We start from the raw sequence: 18,831 nt of genomic DNA, 5'->3' as shown, positions 1-18,831 counted from the left end.
TTTGAGAAATTTGCTGACTGGAGGAGCGCGTGGCCAAGGGTAGTCCCAGGATTCTCGTCGAGAACATGCGTCAGGCCGTGGTTGGCCAGGACCGGGTGCTCGAACTGGTGGTGACGTCGTTGCTCGCAGGCGGGCACGTGCTCTTGGAGGACGTGCCGGGCGTGGGCAAGACCCTGCTGGCCAAGAGCTTGGCCCAGTCGATCGCAGGGGTGTTCCGGCGGGTGCAGTTCTCGTCCGACTTGATGCCCTCCGACGTCACGGGGACCAACGTCTTCAACCCGCAGACGGGGGCTTTCCGCTTCGTGCCGGGGCCGGCCTTCGCCCATGTCCTCCTGGCGGATGAGATCAACCGGGCTTCGCCCCGCGCTCAGGCGAGCTTGCTCGAGGCGATGGAGGAGGGCAAGGTGACGGTGGACGGCGAGTCTCACCCTTTGCCCCGTCCCTTCTTCGTCATTGCGACCCAGAACCCGGTCGAGTTCCACGGTACCTTCCCCTTGCCGGAAGCGCAGCTCGATCGCTTCGCCGTGATGCTGTCGCTGGGCTATCCTTCGCCCGAGGCGGAGCGTGAGTTGCTCGCCGGGCACTGGGCCCGCGCCGAGGAGGCGGACCTGGCCCCGGTGGTGACGCCGGAGGAGCTGATGGCCTGGCGCTCCGAGGTGCATGCCGTGCGGGTGGATGCGAGCTTGCGGGACTACATGGTGCGCGTGGCGAACGAGACGCGGAACCATCCGCAGATCCTGCTCGGCTTGAGCCCGCGCGGCAACCTGCTCTGGCAGCGGTTGGCGCAGGCGCACGCCTTCTTGGATGGGCGGGCTTACGTGACGCCGGATGACCTGCGGGTGCTGGCGCGCGCCGTGCTGGGGCACCGGCTGGTGCTTGCCGGGCGTCCCTCGCGGCAGGGGCGGCTGGCACTCTTGGACGAATTGCTCGCGGGGGTACCGGTGCCGGTTTAAGAGGAACTGGATTAGATCCCCCCACCCCCACCCCGCCAGGGGGCAGGGAGGAGAATGAGGATTACTATTTGACGCCCCGTGCGCTGGTGCTGGTGATGATGGCGGCCGCGACGCTGTTCGCCGCGGTCAACGTCGGCGTGGGCTGGCTGTATGCCCTGGGCTTCCTGTTCGTGGCCTACGGGGTCATCGGCTTCGGCCGGGCGGCCTTGGCCCTGCGAGGGCTGCGCGTCACTGTCCGGCATGCGGAGCGCGCGATCGCAGGGGACGCCCTCGAGTGCACCGTCTCGCTCTCGCACCCGGGTCGAGGGGCCCGGCACTACCTGAGCCTGCTGGCTCGGCCGGTTGGGCAGCGGAAGCCCTGGTGGATCTTCCGGGGACCGCTGGTGCCCGAGGGGTGGGGGCATACCCTCGTCGAGAGCCTGGAGCCTGGCGATCGCGCCCGGGCGGCGATCCGCTTTCCGACCCCCCGCCGGGGTGTATATGCCCTTCCCGACTTGGTGGTGCAGGCCCCCGCCCAGGGAATGGGGGCCATCCATCGATCCTTCGCCACTCCCGGTGAGGTCCTCGTTCGCCCCAAGGTGGTGGACCTGCCCTTTCTCCCCTGGTTTCCCACGGGGCATGCGGTCGAAGGCGACGCGGCGAGCGCCGTGAGCGACCAGGGCGCGGAGCTGACTCGGACGGTGCGGGAATACCGCACGGGTGACCCTTTGCGCACGGTCCACTGGCGCGCCACCGCCAAGGCGGGCGAGCTGCGGGTCAAGGAGAGCGAGGGCGAAGCGGCGCGCGGCGGGGTGCGGCTCGCGCTGGACCTTGCGCTCCCTGTTGGAGATGTATTCGAACATGCGATCGAGGTGACAGCTTCGCTCTGCACCTACGCTCATGAGCGGGGCATCTCCATGCGCCTGATCTCGCAAGGCGGCGAGCCGAGTACGCAGGACCTCGACGGTCAGCTCGATTGGCTGGCTCGCCTCTCGGCCCCTGTGCAGGAGCCCATCGAGCGAACCCTGGCTCACGAGAAGGCTACGGTGCTGGTGACCGCAGCCGACGGGGGCAGCGAGTTCGCGACCCTGCAGGTGTACGTAGGAACGGGCAGGACGCCCGCGCGGGCGATTTCCTGCCCGGTGGGGTGCGACGTGCGCCAGGCGCTTGGTTCAAGCCATGGCGCGTAGTCTCTTCCGCTTCCTGGATCCCACGGATCCGCTCCTGGCCTTGCGGCTGGCGAGCGCAGCCTCGCTCACGGTCGGCATGCTCGCGCTCTACAGCGTGAACCCGAACGGCTGGTATCTGGTGGGTCTGGCCCTGTGCCTCGCGGGTTGCTGGTTCTCCCACCGCGAGAAGGGGAAGAGCTCGCGCTGGGTGAAGGTGGGCCTTGCCGTCGGGATGGTGTACCTGCTGTGGCGCTTCCTCCAGGAGCTGGTCCTGAACCTCCAGGACACCCGCCTGCCTCTGGCGGAGCTGCTCTTGTGGCTGCAAGTCCTCAACGCCTACGACCTGCCCCGCCGCCACAACCTGCGCATCGCTCAGATGGTGGGGGCGATCCTGCTGGTGGCGACGGCGACCTTGAGCCGGGACATGGGCTTTGGGGGTTTCCTGCTCGCCTATGCGGTCGTGGGGCTGTGGTGGGGCCAGCAGGACATGGCATCCGAGCTGGGGGTGAGCGCCCCGATCGCCAGCAAGGCGGCGCGCCGGCACTGGCGAGGCGCGCTCGGGGCGGTGGTGCTCCTGGGGATGGTCTTGTTCCTGGTCGTGCCGCGTAGCGAAGGAGGCTTCATCAAGCAGCTGCCGGTTTCCGCCATGCTCTCCTTGCCGTCGCACCTGGACCCGCGCGTCCGAAATCCGGCCTATCCGGTGGGGAAGGGCTCGGGCGATGGGAAGAAGGTCAACCCGCAGGCGTATTACGGCTTTGCCGAGGAGCTGGATCTCAATTACCGGGGGCGCCTGAGCGATTCGATCGCCCTCAAGGTCCGCTCGCCGCGTCGGCAGTACTGGCGCGGGATGGCCTATGATCGCTATGACGGCAAGACATGGCGCATGTTCGAGCCGAACTACGTTTCGACCATGTCGATCGGAAGCCTGCCGTTCGAGCTGGGGGGCGATCGCTATGGCCACGATTCGGGCAGCACCGGCATCGTCACCTTCTTCGTCGAGAAGGACCAGACCAACCTGGTCCTGATGCCGGAGCGCGCCCGCTACCTGTACTTTCCGAGCAGTATCCTGTTCCGGGATCTGAACGGCGCCCTGCGCAGCCCGCTGCCCCTGGAGTCGGAGCTGTACTACACGGCGGTGGTCGATCTGGCGGGCTACAAGACCGAGTGGTTGAAGAACGCGCGCTTGCTCAGCTTGCGCGAGGAGCAGGTGCTGAAGCCTTACCTCGAGGTGCCTGAGAGCCTCACGCCGCGTACCAAGGAGCTGGTCCGGCAGGTGGCGGGGGATGCGCCGGATCCCTACACGGCCCTCAAGCGCCTGGAAGGCTATCTCCGGACGAACTACCGCTATAACCTGGACATCCCGCCCTTCCCGGAGGGGGTGGATACGGTGGACTACTTCTTGTTCGAGCAGCCCGGGGGGGAGGCGTACTGCGAGCACTTCGCCACCTCGCTCACCCTGATGGGCCGGGTGCTCGGGATTCCGACGCGCCTGGTCACCGGCTATTTGCCGGGCAATTACAACCCCTTCACCGGCCTCTACGAGGTCAAGACGTCGGACGCGCACGCCTGGGTGGAGGCGTTCTTCCCGGGGGTGGGCTGGGCGGCCTTTGATCCGACGCCTGGTAATAGCGATCCCATGGCCCTGTCGCAGCAGGAGACGCAGTTGCCGTGGCGCGAGCTGTTGGGATGGCTCAAGGGGGGGCTGGGGGTGGCGATCGCCCTCGGCGCCGTCGCCACCCTGCTCGGTGGCCTGGTGTGGCTGCTCAGGCGCCCGAAGCGGCAGCTTGAGCTCGCGCCGACCCAGGCCTACCGGCGCTTCGTGGCGATCGCTGTCCGCGAGGGGATCACGGTGCGCGAAGGGGACACGCCGGGCGAGGTGCTTTCGCGGTTGCGGCAGGCGCCTTTCTGGGAGGCGATCGCCTCCGAGGCCGAGGCCTTCGTGCGGGCCTACGAGGCGGCGCGCTTCGGCGACGGGGACGGCTCGACGCTCGAGGGGCAGGTGGAGGCGATCGCAACCCGGCTACGCGATCACCACAAGCGTTCGAGCACCTCGATCCGGGTATGATGGGAAGCATGAAGCCCTCGCTCGGTCTGATCTCCAGCACGCTCGCGGTCGTTACCCTGCTGTCGGGGTGCGATCTGCTCTTGCTGTCGCCGACCATGCCGGGGCTCGCGCCAGGGGTTGGCCAGCCCACGAGCGGTCGGGTGCTGGATAGCCAGACGGGCCTGCCCATCGGCAAGGCGACGGTCATGGCCGGCTGGAGCGCCACCAACACGGACAACGAGGGCAACTTCAGCCTGTACTGGGACATGACCGGTGGGCGGAGCATCTCGATCTCGCGCGCGGGCTACACGTCGGTGACTTACGAGCTGGGCCAGCTGGTGAACGGGGACACCTACCTCGTCGATCCGATCTTCGCGAGCTCGGGCACCCTGCCTCATCGCTCCCTGAACGTGACGGGCCTCCTGCAGACCCGCGAGGGGGCCCCGCTGACGGCGAACGGCAACGTGAGCATCAGCGCCGGGGCATCGAGCAATGCGAACGGCGAGACCGGGGCCTTCGCGCTTCCTGTCGAGACGGGCTTCTCCGGCACGATCTTCTCGGGGGTGCTCGCTGGGGGCCAGATCACGGGCGGTCCGGTGGGCAGCGCTCCCTTCAACTATCAGTCTTTTGGCTACCGCATGATCGACGTGCCCACGGTGGCGGGCAGCTCGACCATGACGGCGACCGCGACGGTGCAGGTGCAGAACCTGCCCTTCCTAGACATGATGGTCCAGTACGATAACCTCGGCGCCTTCAAGGCGCCGACCATCCAGACGGATGTGTCGCTGGACTTCGGCATGCTGGGCGCGGTGCCGATCGCTCGCGGCGTCAGCTCCAACCAGCCGCTGCGCGTCCCCAGGGTCGAGACGGCCAAGTACGTGGTCTCGGCGAAGGTGGAGGGGAGCGATGGGCCCCTCAAGACGACCAGCACCGCGATGGTGACGAGCAACGTGTCGGCCAAGGTGCCGCTGCCCCTCCTGGCGCCTCCCAAGGTGCTCGGCCCGGCGCAGGACGAGCCCAACGCGGGCTCCAGCCCGACCTTCTCGTGGCAAGCGGTGCCCAATGCCCGTAGCTACTACGTGGAGGTGCTGGAAAACACTGGGGCCCCGACGGCCCAGGCCAAGTGGCGGGGCTACACCGCCGGTACCAGCATCCGCTACCCGGGTTTCTGGGACAACGACATGAACGGCGGCATCCTCTTCCCGCAGGCGAGCTATTCGTGGGCAGTGCACGCCCTCAGCTCGGATTCGGGCTACGCCCGCAAGGCGAGCGATCTACGGGCGGACCTGCCCAAGTACCAGCCGTATCGCCAGCGACGCTTCGAGTCGGTGACGAGCGGGATGAGGTTCGCGCGTGAGACGAGATAAAAGGATCCTCCCGCTGGGAGTGCTCTCGATAAGAGCATCTAACAAAACCAGGCATGTTACGACCGTTGGCCGCCGTGGGCGGCTAATAGGAACAGTTTTGTTAGGCGCTCTCCTTCTGCTCGGCTGCCAGGCGAATCCTTTCACGGTGGCCGAGCCGACGGGTGATTACGTGCCCGGTGAGGTGCTCGTGCGCTTCCGCCCCGATACGACCCACGAGGGGGCTCTCGCCGTCTTCCAGGCCATGGGGGCGGCCGAGAAAACGGAGCTGATGGACGGCCTGTGGCGCGTCACGGTCCCGGAGGGGCAGGAGCGGGCGCAGATGGATCGCTACCGCGGGATGCGCGCCGTTTCATATGCCGAGGTCAATCGCCGGCTCTCGACCCAGATGCTGGGTGGCTTCCGGCCTATGGAGCGTAGCATTCAGGCCGCAGCGCCCAACGATCAGCTCTACGGCCCGAATCCCACCATCAACAACGTGAAGCGAGAGGGTTTGCCCGGTCAGTGGGGCCTCGCGGCCGCCGGGGTCCTCGACGCCTGGGATCACACCCAGGGCAAGTCGAGCGTGACGGTCGCCGTGCTGGACACGGGGGTGGATATGGCCCACGAGGATCTCGTGGGGGGTATCGACAAGGCCAATGCCCGCAATTTCATGAGCGGTGAGGATGTTGCCAACCCGGACGATGACTTCGGCCACGGCACGCACGTGGCGGGGATCATCGCCGCGCGGGCCAACAACGGCGTGGGGATCGCGGGGGTGGCCCCCGGCTGCCGCGTGATGCCCATCCGCGTGCTGGGCGTCGAGGGCGGCACGACGGCGAGCCTGATCCAGGGCATCGACTGGGCCGTTCAGAAGAAGGCCCGCGTGATCAACATGAGCCTGGGGTCCAACCAGTACAGCCGCGCCGAGGAGGACGCCATCAAGCGGGCCATCGGCGCGGGGGTCGTGGTGGTGGCCGCCGCCGGTAACGAGGCCCTGAGCGGCAATCCCCTGAGCTATCCGGGGGCGATTGACGGGGTGATCTCGGTGGCTGCCATCCGGCGCGATAAGGGCACGGATGGAACGGACGTCTATTCGCGGGCCGAATTCTCCAACTTCAATCCCTTCGTGACCATCGCGGCCCCCGGGGTGGACATCCTCTCGACCCTGCCGCAGCGCTTCCGCAGCCCCGATCAGAAGTTCGACATGCCCTACGGCTACGCGAGCGGGACCTCCATGGCGGCTCCTTTGGTGTCGGGGGTGGTGGCCCTGATGCTCAGCGCTCACCACGAATGGGGGCCGGCTCAGGTGACGGCGGCTTTGCGCAAGAGTGCCAAGGACATGGGCCAGGCGAAGCTCGATGCTATGTTCGGAGCGGGACTCGTTCAGGCGGGAGGAGCGGTGCAATGATCTTCGCGCGGTTGGCCGAGGTGACGCGGGGCGACTGGGAGGAGAGCTGGCACGACGGCTGGGCGGTGCTGGTGGACGCCGAGGGCCGGGTGCTCGAGGCACACGGCGAGCCCGGCACGGTCTTCGTGCGCTCCGCGCTCAAGCCCTTCCAAGCCATTCCGCTCGTGAAGTCCGGTGCGGCGGCCCGGCTCGGCCTGAGTGTGGCGGAGCTTGCGATCGCCTGTAGCTCCCACAGCGCGACCCCCGAGCAGGTGGCGCTCGCCCGCTCCATCCTCGATAAGGCGGGAGTGTCGCCTGACATGCTGCGCTGTGGAGCCCATCCGCCTCTGCACGAGCCGACGGCCGAGGCCATGCTGTGCCGGGGCGAGGCTCCGACCGCGCTGCACAACAACTGTTCGGGCAAGCACGCGGCTATGCTCGCCATGTGCAAGGACCAGGGCTGGGACCTTGAAACTTACGATCGGTTGGATCACCCCCTCCAAGTAGCGATCCGGCATGCGATCGCAGACCTCACCGGCCTTGCGCCGGAGTCCCTCACGGCCGGCATCGACGGCTGCGGGGTGCCCGCGTGGCGCCTGCCGCTCACCTCGCTTGCGATCGCCTTCTCGCGCTTGGTGCGCGACCCTGCGCTCGTGCCCATCGCCGAGGCCATGGCGACCCATCCCGGCCTGGTGGCGGGGCCTGGGCGCTTCGACACCCTGCTGATGGAGGCCGTGGGCGATCGCCTGGTCGCCAAGGCCGGAGCCGAGGCGATTCACGCGGGGGCCGATCGCACGACCGGCCTCGCCTGGGCCGTGAAGATCGCCGACGGCAACCGCCGGGCGATTCCCCCGGTGGTGGTCGCCATGCTCGCGAAGCGCGGGGTGCTGGACGCGACGGCCGAGGCGATCGCACCCTTGGCCCTCGTCGCGGTCAAGAACCGCCGGGGCGAGACGGTTGGCAGCATTCGAGCCGCGATACCCGCTCGCTAGTTACAACAGCCGATTCTTGGGCGGCCTGCACTTACGGCCGAGCCATTGACGCGCCTACCATGGGTCCGAATCACCCCGTCCGCTTACGAAGCAAGGGATGGGGGATCTAATCCACGTTCCTTGGCTGGAATAGGAGGACGATCATGGCAGGACACTCTCGGATGCGCCGGGGTCTGGCGCTTGCTGTCGGGGCGGTGTGCATCGGCCTGATCGGCTGTATGGTGGCGCCGAACAACCCGGGCAACGGCAACAAGCCCAAGCCGGCTCCCTTGCGGACCGAGCCCTTCGTCTCCAAGACCACCACCCTCGACTTCAGCGGCAGCATGCCCGCCCCCTTCGAGGATCCGACCACGGGGGATCAGCGCTTCTCGACCCGCTGGGCGGCCGGGCGCTGGGCGGCCAGCAACGGCGAGTTCCGCCAGCAGCAGCAGGTCTCGACCGCCACCCTCATGATGCAGCGCTACAAGGGCGACGGCTTCGGCCTACCGGATGGTCAGGCCCCCAGCAAGTACCGCCTCGAGGCCACGGCCTTCGCCTATCGGCCCGTGACGGCCAGCGGCTCGATCATCGCGGGGGCGCCCGCGGGGGTGGTCGCCATCATCCCCTACTACCTCGACACCACCCACTACATCATCGTGGAGCGGGTCAACAACCTCTACGAGGTCTGGTTCGTGGACGGTCTGACGCCCGGTGACGAGTGGAACGCCGAGGTCTACCGCAAGTACGACATGATGGCCACCGGCTCGCTCGCCGTCAACGAGCCCATCACCTACAAGACCGAGATCGACACCAAGGCCGGCACCCTCAAGCTCTGGATCAACGACGAGTTCCAGACCCTCATCCAGGATCCGAACTTCATCAAGGACGTGAAGCACGGCATTGCCCTGGTCGCCAACGGCAATTTCGTCGCCTACAAGGACATGAAGCTCACTCCCCTCAGCGCGGAGTAGGGTTTCAAAGCCGAAGGGGCCGGGACTGTTTCAGTCCCGGCCCCAGTGTTTTCGTTCAGGCTATTGCCCCGGAGGGGCGGTGGCGAGCGCCAGGCGCTTGATGCCGCTGGTCTTGAGCTGGTCGATGAGGGTGACGACCTTCTCGTAGGCGATGCTCTTGTCCGCCGCGACGATGACCGCGGTGTCGGGCTTGGCCGTGACGGCCTCCTTGAGCTTGGCCTGCAGGGTGGCGGGCTCGACGACCTGGTCCTGGAAGCGGATCGCGCCGTCCTTGGTCAGCTGCACCACCAACGAGGGGGGGCTCTTCTCGGCGGTCTGGCTCGAGGGCAGCTCGGCCTTGAGCGAGTCCGAGATCTGCGGCAGGAAGGCCATCACCATCAGGAAGAGGGTGATGATCATGAACACGTCGATCATGGGCACCACCTCGAAGGTGGTCGCCTTGCGACGCCGGCGCATGCTACGAGCCAAAGTTGGCCTCCTCGATGCTGCGGCGGGGCTTGGTGGGGCGCTCGGGCTCGTGACCGGTCACGGCACCCTGGGCGCTCAGCAGGAGGGCGTCTGCCCGGTTGGAGAGCCAGTGGTGGCCGAGGGCCGCGACGACGGCGACGAGCAGACCGCCCGCGGTGGCGACCAGCGCCTCCGAGATACCCGCCGAGAGCTGGGCCAGGGGGTTGGTGGGACGGGTCGAGGCGACCAGGCCAAAGTTCTGGATCATGCCCGAAACGGTGCCCAAGAGGCCGAGCAGGGGAGCGATCGCGGCGAGCACCTGCAGCCAGCCCACCTTGCGATCGACCGGGCCGAAGGCCACTTCGCTGTAGGCGCGAACCTCTTCGGCGCTCGAGCGGGGATTGGCGAGGCGGTAGGCGATGAGGGTCGAGACCGGGTCCGGGCGCTCACCGGGGTTGATGGGCTGGAAGCCCTGAGGGTTCATGAGGAACGCCTCGAAGCGCTTCCGGGACTTGCCGAGCGTCCATGCGCACTCGAAGATCAAGGCGACGGTGACGACCGAGGCCAGGAGGATGGGGATCATCATCCATCCGCCGGTCTGGATCAAGGTGATCAAGCGGAACATGGGACTCCTTTCGGGGGGCGCGGACGGCCTGGTTATACTTGTGACGAAACGAAGGCGACAAAGGTTCTATTATAGGCCCTTCGCTCCTCCCATCATACCGGACCGGGCTCGATTAAAACGGATCGGACAAGGGAATACGAGGATCAATCCCCACCATCATTTGAGGAACGTTCGTGGCCAACTCCGATGAACCCAAGACCCGCTTCGATCTCGTCAGTCCCGGCGTCGGCCGCGTCTCTGGCGGTCTGGTCACCCTCGTGCTCGGGCTCGGCGTCTTGGGGTTGGGCTTCGGGCTGGGCAACGAGTTCCTGCGCCAGGCAGGCATCACCATGACCTTGATGGCCCTCTTCCTGATGGGCTACGGGGCCTTCAAGATCTTCACGGGCGTGGGCGCCAAGACGCGCCAGATCAAGTGCCCCAGCTGCGGCGAGGTCAACCAGATCCTCCAGCAGGTGACGAGCTTCCCTTGCTTCAACTGCGAGAAGCCCCTCAAGCTGGGCGCGAAGAAGCCCTAGCGCTTAGCCGCTAAACCTCCAGGACCTTCCGGGCCGGTGCGTATTTGACGACCACGATGGTGATGTCGTCATCCGCCCGGTCCGATTTGATCGCCTGATAATCGAGCGGCCGGGTGCCTTCGTAGACGTGCTGCTGCCAGGTCTTGAGTAGCTTCGCCTTGAGGCCCTCGGCGCTGAGGTGGCCGTGGTCGAGGATGAGCTTCTCCATGCGCTCGAAGCCGAACTCCTGGCCTTGGCCATTCTGGGCCTCGATGATGCCGTCGGAGTAGAAGACCAGCATATCGCCCGGCTCCAGGGTGACCTCTTGCTCCTTCACCCGCAGGGTGGGCCGGACGCCGAGCGGGTAGGAGGCCATTTCCAGCATCTCGACGGTGCGGCGCGCGCTGCGGTAGAGGAACGGGTAGGGGTGGCCGGCGTTGGCGTAGGTGAGGCGCCCGGTCTCGCTATCCAGGAGCGAGTAGAAGAAGGTCATGAAGCGGCGCTCGAAGCTGCTCTGATGCAGGATGTTGTTGGCGATGCTCATGACGTTGCTCACGGCGTGGTTGGTGAGCACCTGGGTATGGAGACAGCTCTTGATGACGGCCATCAGGAGGGCCGCCGGCACCCCGTGGCCCGTGACGTCGCCGATGACCAAGGCGAGCTTGTTGTCCCCCACGGGCAGGAAGTCGAAGTAGTCGCCGCCGACCTCGGTGGAAGTCTCAAGGTAGAAATCGATGTTGAGGGAGGCGTCGGTGGGGGCCTCGGCCGGGAGCATGGCCTGCTGGATCTTGCGGGCGGTGGCGAGCTCCTGGATCATGCGCTCGTTTTCCTTGAGCTCGTCCCGGTGGCGGGCGATCGCCTCGGTCATGGCGTTGAAGGAGCGAGCGAGATCTCCCAGCTCGTCGGTGCGGGAGGCCGGAACGCGGGTGGTGAGGTCCCCTTCGGAGATCTTGCGGGTGCCCTCGGCAAGCTGCGAGATGGGCTTGGTGAAGACGCGGGCGAGCCAGATGCTGATGCCCAGCGCGAAGGCGAGCCCAGCGATCAAGGTGGCGAGCGCGAGCAAGAGCAGGTGGCGTTCCTCTTGCAGGATGTTCGCGGCGCTGATGTCCACGCCGAGGATGGCGGCGGTCTTGCCGTCCTGGTCCTTGATGGGGGCGAAGCCCGAGAGCCAGGTGCCGTAGACATCCGTCGAGAACTGGCGGTCGGCGGCAGGGCGCGCCAGGGCGCGCTCCATGGTCGCAGTCCCCGTCCCCGTATAGGGCTCGTTGAATGGGGCGTGTTCCGGGTCCCCGGCGGGGGCCGAGTCGACGATGAAGCGCCAGGTGCCCTTGTCGTCGAGCTTCATGGTGTACATGGTCCCGACGCCCGGGTTGGCCTCGGTGATCTTGCGGAAGAGGAGCTGGAAGCGCTGGTAGGTCGGGTCGTTCTCGCCCCGGGCGCGCAGGTGCTCGTCGGCATCGACCATGAGGGCGGCAGTGCCGGCGAGGGCTCTGAGCTGCTCGCGGAGCTGCTCGCGGAAGACATGGCTCGCTTGCGCGTAGAAGATCCCGAGAGTACCCACCATGAGCAGGGTGGTCGTGCCCAAGAAGACGAGGGCAAGGCGGGTCTGCAGACTGGGACGCAGCAAGGAAATCCGCTTCATAAGGCTCCTCCGGCCCCTATCCTAGCAGGGGCGCTTGATTGGCGTTGGTGTGTTTAGCTTTCGACAAAGCTCGGCGGGACGAACTTCACGACGACAATAGTGATATCGTCATCCGCACGGTCGGCCTTGATTGCTTGGTAGTCGAGCGGCTGGGTGCCGTCATAGACATATCGGCGCCAGGTGGTCAGCAGTTTCTCCTTGAGACCCTCGGCGCTGAGGTGGCCGTGGTCGAGAATGAGCTGCTCCATCCGCTCGAAGCCGAACTCCTCGCCTTGGCCGTTCTGGGCCTCGATGATGCCGTCGGAGTAGAAGACCAGCACGTCACCTGGCTCCATGGTGACCTCTTGCTCCTTCACCTTCAGGGTCGGCCGGACGCCGAGCGGATAGGAGGCCATCTCCAGCATCTCGACGGTACGGTGCTCGCTGCGGTAGTGGAAGGGGTAGGGGTGGCCGGCGTTGGCGTAGGTGAGGCGCCCGGTCTCGGTGTCGAGAAGCGAGTAGAAGAAGGTCATGAAGCGGCGCTCGAAGCTGCTCTGGTGCAGGATGTTGTTGGCGATGCTCATGACGTTGGTGACGCGGAAGTCGGTCAGCACCTGGGTGTGGAGGCAGCTCTTGATGACGGCCATCAGGAGGGCGGCCGGCACCCCGTGGCCCGTGACGTCGCCGATGACCAGCGCGAGCTGATTCTTGTCGAGCGGCAAGAAGTCGAAGTAGTCGCCGCCGACCTCGGTCGAAGTCTCCAGGTAGAAGTCGATGTTGACGGCCTCGTCGCTGGGCGCCTCGGCCGGGAGCATGGCTTGTTGGATCTTGCGGGCGGTGGCGAGCTCCTGGGTCATGCGCTCGCTTTCCTTGATCTCTTCGCGATGGGTCTCGATCGCCCCGATCATGGCGTTGAAGGAGCGGGCCAGATCCCCCAGCTCGTCCTGACGGGCGGCCGGCACGCGGATGGTGAGGTCCCCTGCGGAGACCTTGCGGGTGCCTTCGACCAATTGCGAGATGGGCTTGGTCAGGATGCGAGCCAGCCAGATGCTGATGCCCAGCGCGAAGGCCAGGCCTGCGATGAGGATCGCCAGGGCGATCTTGAGCAGCCGGCGTTCCTCCTGCAGCACTTCGGCAGCATTCATGTCCACCCCCACGATGGCGACGGTCGCGCCGGCCTGGTCCTTGATGGGAGCGAAGCCCGAGAGCCAGGTGCCGAAGGCGTCGGTGGAGAACTTGCGGTCGGCGGCAGGGCGCGCGAGTGCGCGGTCCATGCTGTCGGTGCCGGTGCCGGTATAGGCTTCGTCGAAGCCCGAGTGGGCGGGATCGCCAGGCTTTGCCGAGTCGATGAGGTAGTGCCAGGTACCGCTCGGGTCCTGGCGCATGGTGTAGATGTAGCCGATGCTGGGGTTGGCTTCCTGCATCAGGCGGAAGAGGGCATGGAAGCGCTGGTAGGCCGGGTCGTTCTCGCCCCGGGCGCGCTTGTGTTCGTCGGCGTCGACCATGAGGGCGGCGGTGCCGGCGAGGGCCTTGAGCTGCTCGCGGAGCTGCAGGCGGAAGACATGGCTCGTCTGCGCGTAGAAGATCCCGAGGGTGCCTACCAGCAGGGTGGTGGTCATCGCCAGGAAGACGAGGGCGAGGCGGGCTTGCAGCCCAGGGCGCAGCAGGGTAGGCCGGGACATGGGGCTCCTCGGGGGATTAGACTTCGAGCGGGGCGATCGCAGGGGCGTACTTCACGACGACGATGGTCACGTCGTCGTCGGCACGGTCGGCCTTGACGGCCTGGTAATCGAGCGGCTGGGTGCCGTCGTAGACATACCGGCGCCAGGTGGTGAGCAACTTCTCCTTGAGGCCTTCGGCGCTGAGGTGGCCGTGGTCGAGGATGAGCTGCTCCATCCGCTCGAAGCCGAACTCCTCGCCCTTGCCGTTCTGGGCCTCGATGATGCCGTCGGAGTAGAAGACCAGCACGTCGTTGGGCTCCAGGGTGACCTCTTGCTCATGGACGGGCAGGCTGGGGCGCACCCCCAGCGGGTAGGAGGCCATCTCGAGGGTTTGGACCCGGCGCTCGGCACTGCGGTAGAGGAAGGGATACAAGTGGCCGGCGTTGGCGTAGGAGAGCCGGCCGCTCTCGGTGTCGAGGATGGAGTAGAAGAAGGTCATGAAGCGGCGCTCGAAGCTGCTCTGGTGCAGGATGTTGTTGGCGATGCTCATGACGTTGCTCACGGCGTGATTGGTGAGCACCTGGGTGTGGAGACAGCTCTTGATGACGGCCATCAGGAGGGCGGCCGGTACCCCGTGGCCCGTGACGTCGCCGATGACCAGCGCCAGCTTGTTGTTGCCGAGCGGCAGGAAGTCGAAGTAATCGCCGCCGACCTCAGTGGAGGTCTCAAGGTAGAAGTCGATGTTGAGGGAGGCATCGGTGGGGGCCTCGGCGGGGAGCATGGCCTGCTGAATCTTGCGGGCGGTGGCGAGCTCCTGGATCATGCGCTCGTTTTCCTTGAGCTCGTCTCGGTGCTGGGCGATCGCCTCGGTCATGGCGTTGAAGGAGCGGGCGAGATCCCCCAGCTCGTCGCTGCGGGTGGCAGGGACACGGGCCGTGAGATCCCCTTCGGAGACCTTGCGGGTGCCCTCGACCAGCTGTGAAATGGGCTTGGTCAGGATGCGAGCCAGCCAGACGCTGATGCCCAGCGCGAAGGCCAAGCCCGCCACGAGGATCGCCAGCGCGATCCAGACGAGCCGACGCTCTTCGTGCAGGACCTCGGCGGCGCTCATGTCCACGCCGAGGATGGCGACGGTCGCGCCGGCCTTGTCCTTGATGGGGGCGAAGCCCGAGAGCCAGGTGCCGTACTGGTCGACGGTGAATTCCTGATCGGCCGTTGGGCCCGCGACGGCTGCGAACATGCTCTCGGTGCCCGTGCCGGTGTAGGCCTCGTCGAAGGCCGAGTGGCCTTCGTCTTCTGGAGCAGCCGAGTCGACCGCGAAGTGCCAGATCCCCTTGTCGTCGACCTTCATGGAGTAGATGTAGCCGACGTTCGGGTTGACGCTCTTGATGCGCTGGAAGAGGTCCCGCACCTGTCGGTAGCCGGGATTCCCTTCGCCGTCGAGGCGTGCGTGCTCCTGGCCGTCGACCTGGACGGCCACGGTGCTCGCCAGCGACATGAGGCGGCCGCGGAGCTCCTGGCGGAAGACATGGCTCGCCTGGTTGTAGAAGACCCCGATGGCGGCGACCAGCAGGATGCTGGTCATCGCCAGGAAGACCACGGTGAGGCGTGTCTGCAAACTCGGTCGCAGCAAGGATTTCCGCTTCGGCACGTAAGGCTCCTCCGGCCCCTATCGTAGCACAGAGGAGCCTGCTGCTGTGGGCGCTAGGCCGTCTCCTCCCGCAGGCGCAGGGTCGAGGGGCTCGAGGAGGCGGGCATCAGCTCGTAGGCCTCGCCCGGGGCGGGAATGACGGAGATCATGCCGTGCTCTTCGGCGAGACGCTCGGCCAGCGCCTCGGAAGCGGCCAGCTCCCCGTGGGTGATGAAGGTCAGGGCCGGCGCCTCCTCGAAGGCACCGATCCAGTCCATCAGGCCGTTGGCGTCGGCGTGGGCCGAGTAGGCGTCGATGGCCACCACCTTGGCGCGCACCGGGATCGTCTCGTTGAAGAGGGTGACCTGCGTGGCGCCGTCCCGGATCCGGCGGCCCAGCGTCCGCTCGGCCTGGTAGCCGACGAAGAGGACCGTCGTTTCCGCCTGGCTGAGGTGGTGGTAGAGGTGGTGGCGGATGCGTCCCCCTTCGCACATGCCGCTCGCCGAGATGATGATGGCCGGCTCGTTGAGCTTGTTGAGGCGCGCCGAGGCCTCCGCCTCTCGGATGAAGTGCATGTTGGGCATCTCGAAGGGCGAGCGCGTGCGGAACATGGCCTGGATCTCGGGCGCCAGGCAGTTGGGGTGCTTCTCGAAGAGGGCCGTGGCCGAGACGGCCATGGGGCTGTCCACGTAGATGGGCAGGGGCGGGATCTCGCCCTGGGCGATGAGGCGGTGCAGGTCGAAGAGCAGCTCCTGCGTGCGCTCGACGGCGAAGGCCGGGATGATGACCGGGCCCCGGGCGTTGAGGACGACCTCCTTGAGCTTGGCGACGCGATCGCTGATGCGGCCGTGCGAGCGGTTGCCGTAGGTCGATTCGGTGATCAGGTAGTCGGCATGCGGCAGGGTGGCGGGGTTGCGCAGCAGCTGGTTGTTGACGTTGCCCAGGTCGCCCGTGAAGACGAGGCGCGAGCCCTCGACCTCGAGCTCGACGATCGACGAGCCCAGGATGTGCCCCGCGTCGTGCAGGGTCAGCCGGATGTTGCGCCCCAGGGTGGTGCGCTTGAGGTAGGGCAGCCGCTCGAAGTACTTGAGGGCATGCTCGGCCTGTTGCTTGGTGTAGAGAGGGGTGAGCAGGCTCTTGCCGTGCTTGCGACGCCACTTGTTCTCGGACTTGGCGTCCTCTTCCTGGATCGTGCCCGCGTCGGGCAGGATGATGCGGCAGAGGTCGATGGTCGGCGGCGTGGCGTAGATGGGGCCGCGGAAGCCCTCGGCGACCAGACGCGGGATGAGCCCGCTGTGGTCCGCGTGGGCATGCGTCAGGATGATGCCGTCCAGGTGACGAGGGTGGAAGGGCAAGGCACGGGCATTGAGCTCGTACGAGTGAGCGCTGCCCTGTGAGAGGCCCGCGTCGATCAAGAACCGCTGCTTGTTGGTCTCAAGCAGGTAAGCTGACCCTGTGACGGTTTGGGCGGCGCCCAGGAAGTGTAACCGCATGACCGTCCTCCTCTCCGCGCGTGGCAGTGATGGATGGTGTGTGTCGCGATTCCCTTCCGGCCAACCTGGCCGTATGCCCCTTATACCCAACTCTTGGCGTTGCTAGAGGCCTGCTTGTGCCGAAGCTTTTTGTCGATTTTGACCAAGAGGGCGGGGAAAAGGGCTGGTTGCCTGGTTTTATTAGGTGAAGAGGGTCTCTCGCCCCATGCGCTCGGTGAGCGTGTCGAGCAGGCTGCGGATCAGCAGGGTCTGGTGATCGCGGACCAGTTCGGTATCCTCGAAGGCTTCGCCTGGGAAGAACTCCACCACCACTTCGGGGGTCTGGCGCCACTCGACGGTCCAGAGCAGCACGCCCGAGCGGTAAACCGTCTGGTACTCCAGCGTCCCGCAGTAGGCCTTGTTGTCACAGCGCTCGATATCGATGGCCTGGATGGCTAACACGCGCAACCCCTCTCTGCTAGGGCGAAACCGATCTGAGATGCACTCCAAGTGTAGGCGCGGAGGCCGGCCGTCACTATGCGATCCGTCACAGGTTCGTCGTCTAGCAGTAGCGGCCGTCCGCCAGCCGCACGGTGCCGCTTGCGATCTCGCGCATGGTGCCGTCCGGGCGCCGGATGCACAGGGCACCCGTGCGTGTGATGTCCTCGGCGAAGCCTTCGATCGTCTCCGTGTGTAGCTGGGCCCGCACGTGTTGGCCCAAGGTGACGGAGTAGGTGCGCCAGCGATCGCATAGGACCTCCTCTCCCTCGGTCGTGACCCGATCGAGCCAGTGCTCCAGGCGATTGAGCATGGACGCGAGGATTTGCTCGCGCGAAGGGAGCGGCGCCAGGTGAGAAAGGGCGATCGCCTCAGGCCGTGCCTCCTGAGCCGCGAGGTTCAGGCCGATCCCAAGGATGAGCCCATGACGCCCTCCCGTGTTGCCGGGACCTCCGACCATCTCCGCCAGGATGCCACCTAGTTTTCGGCCCTGGGCCACCAGGTCGTTCACCCACTTGAGGCCGATGCTCTCTTGAGCGGTCAGCTCGCGAAGCGCCTCGACCGTCGCGACGCCTGCCAGCAGCGTGAGAGGGCGCTGGGCATAATGAGCGGGCAACCAGATGGAGGTGTAAAGGCCACTTTGCTCCGCAGAGCTCCAGGCACGTCCGTGCTGGCCGTAGCCTGCGCTTTGCGCATCGGCCAAGACGACGAGGCCTTCGGTAAGCGCGGTACCGCTTCGCGCTTCGCGCTTGAGATGGGCGCTGGTCGAGTCGATATCGGCAAAGTGCGCGAGGTCTTGCCCAAGCCAACGGGTCTGCAGGAACGAGCGGAAAGTATCAGGGGCGAAGCTCAATTCGACCTCTCGTTTTTCGGGTGTTGAAAGCTGGTAGGGGTGATGGTCATCAGGTATTCCTGGGCGGGTGGGAGACCGAGCGGCATGTTCAGGCGGATTGTCGAGGCATGCCTGAAGCCGACCCGCTCATAGGAGCGGATGGCCCGTTCGTTGAAGTCAAACACCCCGAGCACGATCTCACGCAGCTTCAGGTGCTCGAAGCCGTAAGCGACGAGTAGGCGAACCGCCTCGGTGCCATAGCCCTTGCCCCAGCACTCGTGGGGACCGATGAGAATGCGGAGGGTCCCGGTCTCATGCGCGAGGTCCGTCAGCGAACAGGTGCCGATGAGGCGAGGTGGGGTGCTATCGGTGGCTTGGATGCCGAAGCAGTGGCCCCGAGCCGAACTGGGCATGATGATCGTCTGAAAGTAGGTGACGATCTGACTGCGGCTGAGAGGAGTCTGGTCGTGGCGCGTCAGGCGGGCCAATTCACGATCGGCGTACCACTCGAGGAAGTAGGCGAGATCGTCGGAAGTATGGCGACACAGCGCAACCCGTTGGGCCTGCAAAGGGTCCCGTAAGGCGGCAGGTTCCAAGCCAGGCCTCCTTCCTGATAGCCGCGGGCGCTTCCACGCACTTACAGGCAAGATCGTAGCATGGACCTCAAGGCTCAGGCACAAAAAGCCCGAGGCGCCTCGACCCTTCGCAGGGGAGGCGCCTCGAGGGCTGAG

General features: G+C 66.3%; 17 protein-coding genes. 8 read left to right on the top strand and 9 right to left on the bottom strand.

Going from position 1 to position 18,831, the window contains the following annotated elements:
• Nucleotides 1–65 precede the first annotated feature (65 nt).
• From J7643_19565 to J7643_19535, 7 genes are all read left to right on the top strand, one after another.
• A complete protein-coding gene (locus J7643_19565) occupies nt 66–953 on the top strand; it encodes a MoxR family ATPase (GenBank protein ID MBO9542792.1) in 888 nt (295 codons plus the stop codon).
• 68 nt (nt 954–1,021) lie between these two features.
• Complete coding sequence (locus tag J7643_19560; protein ID MBO9542791.1) at nt 1,022–2,122, top strand: DUF58 domain-containing protein; 1,101 nt, start codon at nt 1,022–1,024, stop codon at nt 2,120–2,122.
• Complete coding sequence (locus tag J7643_19555) at nt 2,112–4,166, top strand: DUF3488 domain-containing protein (protein MBO9542790.1); 2,055 nt, start codon at nt 2,112–2,114, stop codon at nt 4,164–4,166. Before J7643_19560 ends, J7643_19555 begins: the two co-directional genes overlap by 11 nt.
• An 8-nt stretch (nt 4,167–4,174) precedes the next feature.
• The gene (locus tag J7643_19550) at nt 4,175–5,512 is read left to right on the top strand and encodes a carboxypeptidase regulatory-like domain-containing protein (protein ID MBO9542789.1); all 1,338 of its coding nucleotides are present in this window, start codon (nt 4,175–4,177) and stop codon (nt 5,510–5,512) included.
• Between the two features lie 97 nt (nt 5,513–5,609).
• Nucleotides 5,610–6,899, top strand: coding sequence for a S8 family serine peptidase (locus tag J7643_19545; protein MBO9542788.1), 1,290 nt, complete (start codon nt 5,610–5,612; stop codon nt 6,897–6,899).
• Nucleotides 6,896–7,870, top strand: coding sequence for an asparaginase (locus J7643_19540; protein ID MBO9542787.1), 975 nt, complete (start codon nt 6,896–6,898; stop codon nt 7,868–7,870). The genes J7643_19545 and J7643_19540 overlap by 4 nt, the downstream gene beginning before the upstream one ends.
• Before the next feature lie 143 nt (nt 7,871–8,013).
• Nucleotides 8,014–8,820, top strand: coding sequence for a hypothetical protein (locus J7643_19535; GenBank protein MBO9542786.1), 807 nt, complete (start codon nt 8,014–8,016; stop codon nt 8,818–8,820).
• Nucleotides 8,821–8,880: 60 nt separating this feature from the next.
• Here the strand turns inward: J7643_19535 and J7643_19530 are convergent, their stop codons facing one another.
• Nucleotides 8,881–9,288, bottom strand: a complete 408-nt coding sequence (locus J7643_19530; protein ID MBO9542785.1) for a biopolymer transporter ExbD — start codon at nt 9,286–9,288, stop codon at nt 8,881–8,883.
• A complete protein-coding gene (locus J7643_19525; protein MBO9542784.1) occupies nt 9,278–9,892 on the bottom strand; it encodes a MotA/TolQ/ExbB proton channel family protein in 615 nt (204 codons plus the stop codon). The genes J7643_19530 and J7643_19525 overlap by 11 nt, the downstream gene beginning before the upstream one ends.
• A 173-nt stretch (nt 9,893–10,065) precedes the next feature.
• On the opposite strand from J7643_19525, the gene J7643_19520 reads away from it, so the two are divergent.
• Nucleotides 10,066–10,407, top strand: coding sequence for a hypothetical protein (locus tag J7643_19520; protein ID MBO9542783.1), 342 nt, complete (start codon nt 10,066–10,068; stop codon nt 10,405–10,407).
• A 10-nt stretch (nt 10,408–10,417) separates the two neighbouring features.
• Here the strand turns inward: J7643_19520 and J7643_19515 are convergent, their stop codons facing one another.
• The 7 genes from J7643_19515 to J7643_19485 form a co-directional block, all read right to left on the bottom strand.
• Nucleotides 10,418–12,028: a SpoIIE family protein phosphatase gene (locus J7643_19515; protein MBO9542782.1), complete on the bottom strand. Its 1,611-nt coding sequence runs from the start codon at nt 12,026–12,028 to the stop codon at nt 10,418–10,420.
• 53 nt (nt 12,029–12,081) lie between these two features.
• Nucleotides 12,082–13,689, bottom strand: a complete 1,608-nt coding sequence (locus J7643_19510) for a SpoIIE family protein phosphatase (protein ID MBO9542781.1) — start codon at nt 13,687–13,689, stop codon at nt 12,082–12,084.
• 16 nt (nt 13,690–13,705) lie between these two features.
• Nucleotides 13,706–15,319 (bottom strand): SpoIIE family protein phosphatase, encoded by a 1,614-nt coding sequence (locus J7643_19505; protein ID MBO9542780.1) that lies wholly within the window; start codon nt 15,317–15,319, stop codon nt 13,706–13,708.
• A gap of 53 nt (nt 15,320–15,372) precedes the next feature.
• Complete coding sequence (locus J7643_19500) at nt 15,373–16,791, bottom strand: MBL fold metallo-hydrolase (protein ID MBO9542779.1); 1,419 nt, start codon at nt 16,789–16,791, stop codon at nt 15,373–15,375.
• Between the two features lie 180 nt (nt 16,792–16,971).
• Nucleotides 16,972–17,232 (bottom strand): hypothetical protein, encoded by a 261-nt coding sequence (locus J7643_19495; GenBank protein MBO9542778.1) that lies wholly within the window; start codon nt 17,230–17,232, stop codon nt 16,972–16,974.
• Nucleotides 17,233–17,332: 100 nt separating this feature from the next.
• Nucleotides 17,333–18,121 (bottom strand): biotin--[acetyl-CoA-carboxylase] ligase, encoded by a 789-nt coding sequence (locus J7643_19490; protein MBO9542777.1) that lies wholly within the window; start codon nt 18,119–18,121, stop codon nt 17,333–17,335.
• Nucleotides 18,118–18,669 carry a GNAT family N-acetyltransferase gene (locus J7643_19485; GenBank protein ID MBO9542776.1) on the bottom strand — a complete coding sequence of 184 codons (552 nt, stop codon included), beginning with the start codon at nt 18,667–18,669 and terminating at the stop codon, nt 18,118–18,120. Before J7643_19485 ends, J7643_19490 begins: the two co-directional genes overlap by 4 nt.
• Between the last annotated feature and the right edge of the window lie 162 nt (nt 18,670–18,831).

The organism is bacterium (assembly GCA_017744355.1).
In the GTDB taxonomy this organism is placed as follows: domain Bacteria; phylum Cyanobacteriota; class Sericytochromatia; order S15B-MN24; family UBA4093; genus JAGIBK01.
This window is presented reverse-complemented; position numbering and strand designations above follow the sequence as displayed.

What these genes read in the sequence shown, in the direction of transcription:
- J7643_19565 (MBO9542792.1), top strand. Translation starts at nt 66, where the DNA reads ATGCGTCAGGCCGTGGTTGGCCAGGACCGGGTGCTCGAACTGGTGGTG.
- J7643_19555 (MBO9542790.1), top strand. Translation starts at nt 2,112, where the DNA reads ATGGCGCGTAGTCTCTTCCGCTTCCTGGATCCCACGGATCCGCTCCTG.
- J7643_19550 (MBO9542789.1), top strand. Translation starts at nt 4,175, where the DNA reads ATGAAGCCCTCGCTCGGTCTGATCTCCAGCACGCTCGCGGTCGTTACC.
- J7643_19540 (MBO9542787.1), top strand. Translation starts at nt 6,896, where the DNA reads ATGATCTTCGCGCGGTTGGCCGAGGTGACGCGGGGCGACTGGGAGGAG.
- J7643_19535 (MBO9542786.1), top strand. Translation starts at nt 8,014, where the DNA reads ATGGCAGGACACTCTCGGATGCGCCGGGGTCTGGCGCTTGCTGTCGGG.
- J7643_19525 (MBO9542784.1), bottom strand. Translation starts at nt 9,892, where the DNA reads ATGTTCCGCTTGATCACCTTGATCCAGACCGGCGGATGGATGATGATC.
- J7643_19515 (MBO9542782.1), bottom strand. Translation starts at nt 12,028, where the DNA reads ATGAAGCGGATTTCCTTGCTGCGTCCCAGTCTGCAGACCCGCCTTGCC.
- J7643_19510 (MBO9542781.1), bottom strand. Translation starts at nt 13,689, where the DNA reads ATGTCCCGGCCTACCCTGCTGCGCCCTGGGCTGCAAGCCCGCCTCGCC.
- J7643_19500 (MBO9542779.1), bottom strand. Translation starts at nt 16,791, where the DNA reads ATGCGGTTACACTTCCTGGGCGCCGCCCAAACCGTCACAGGGTCAGCT.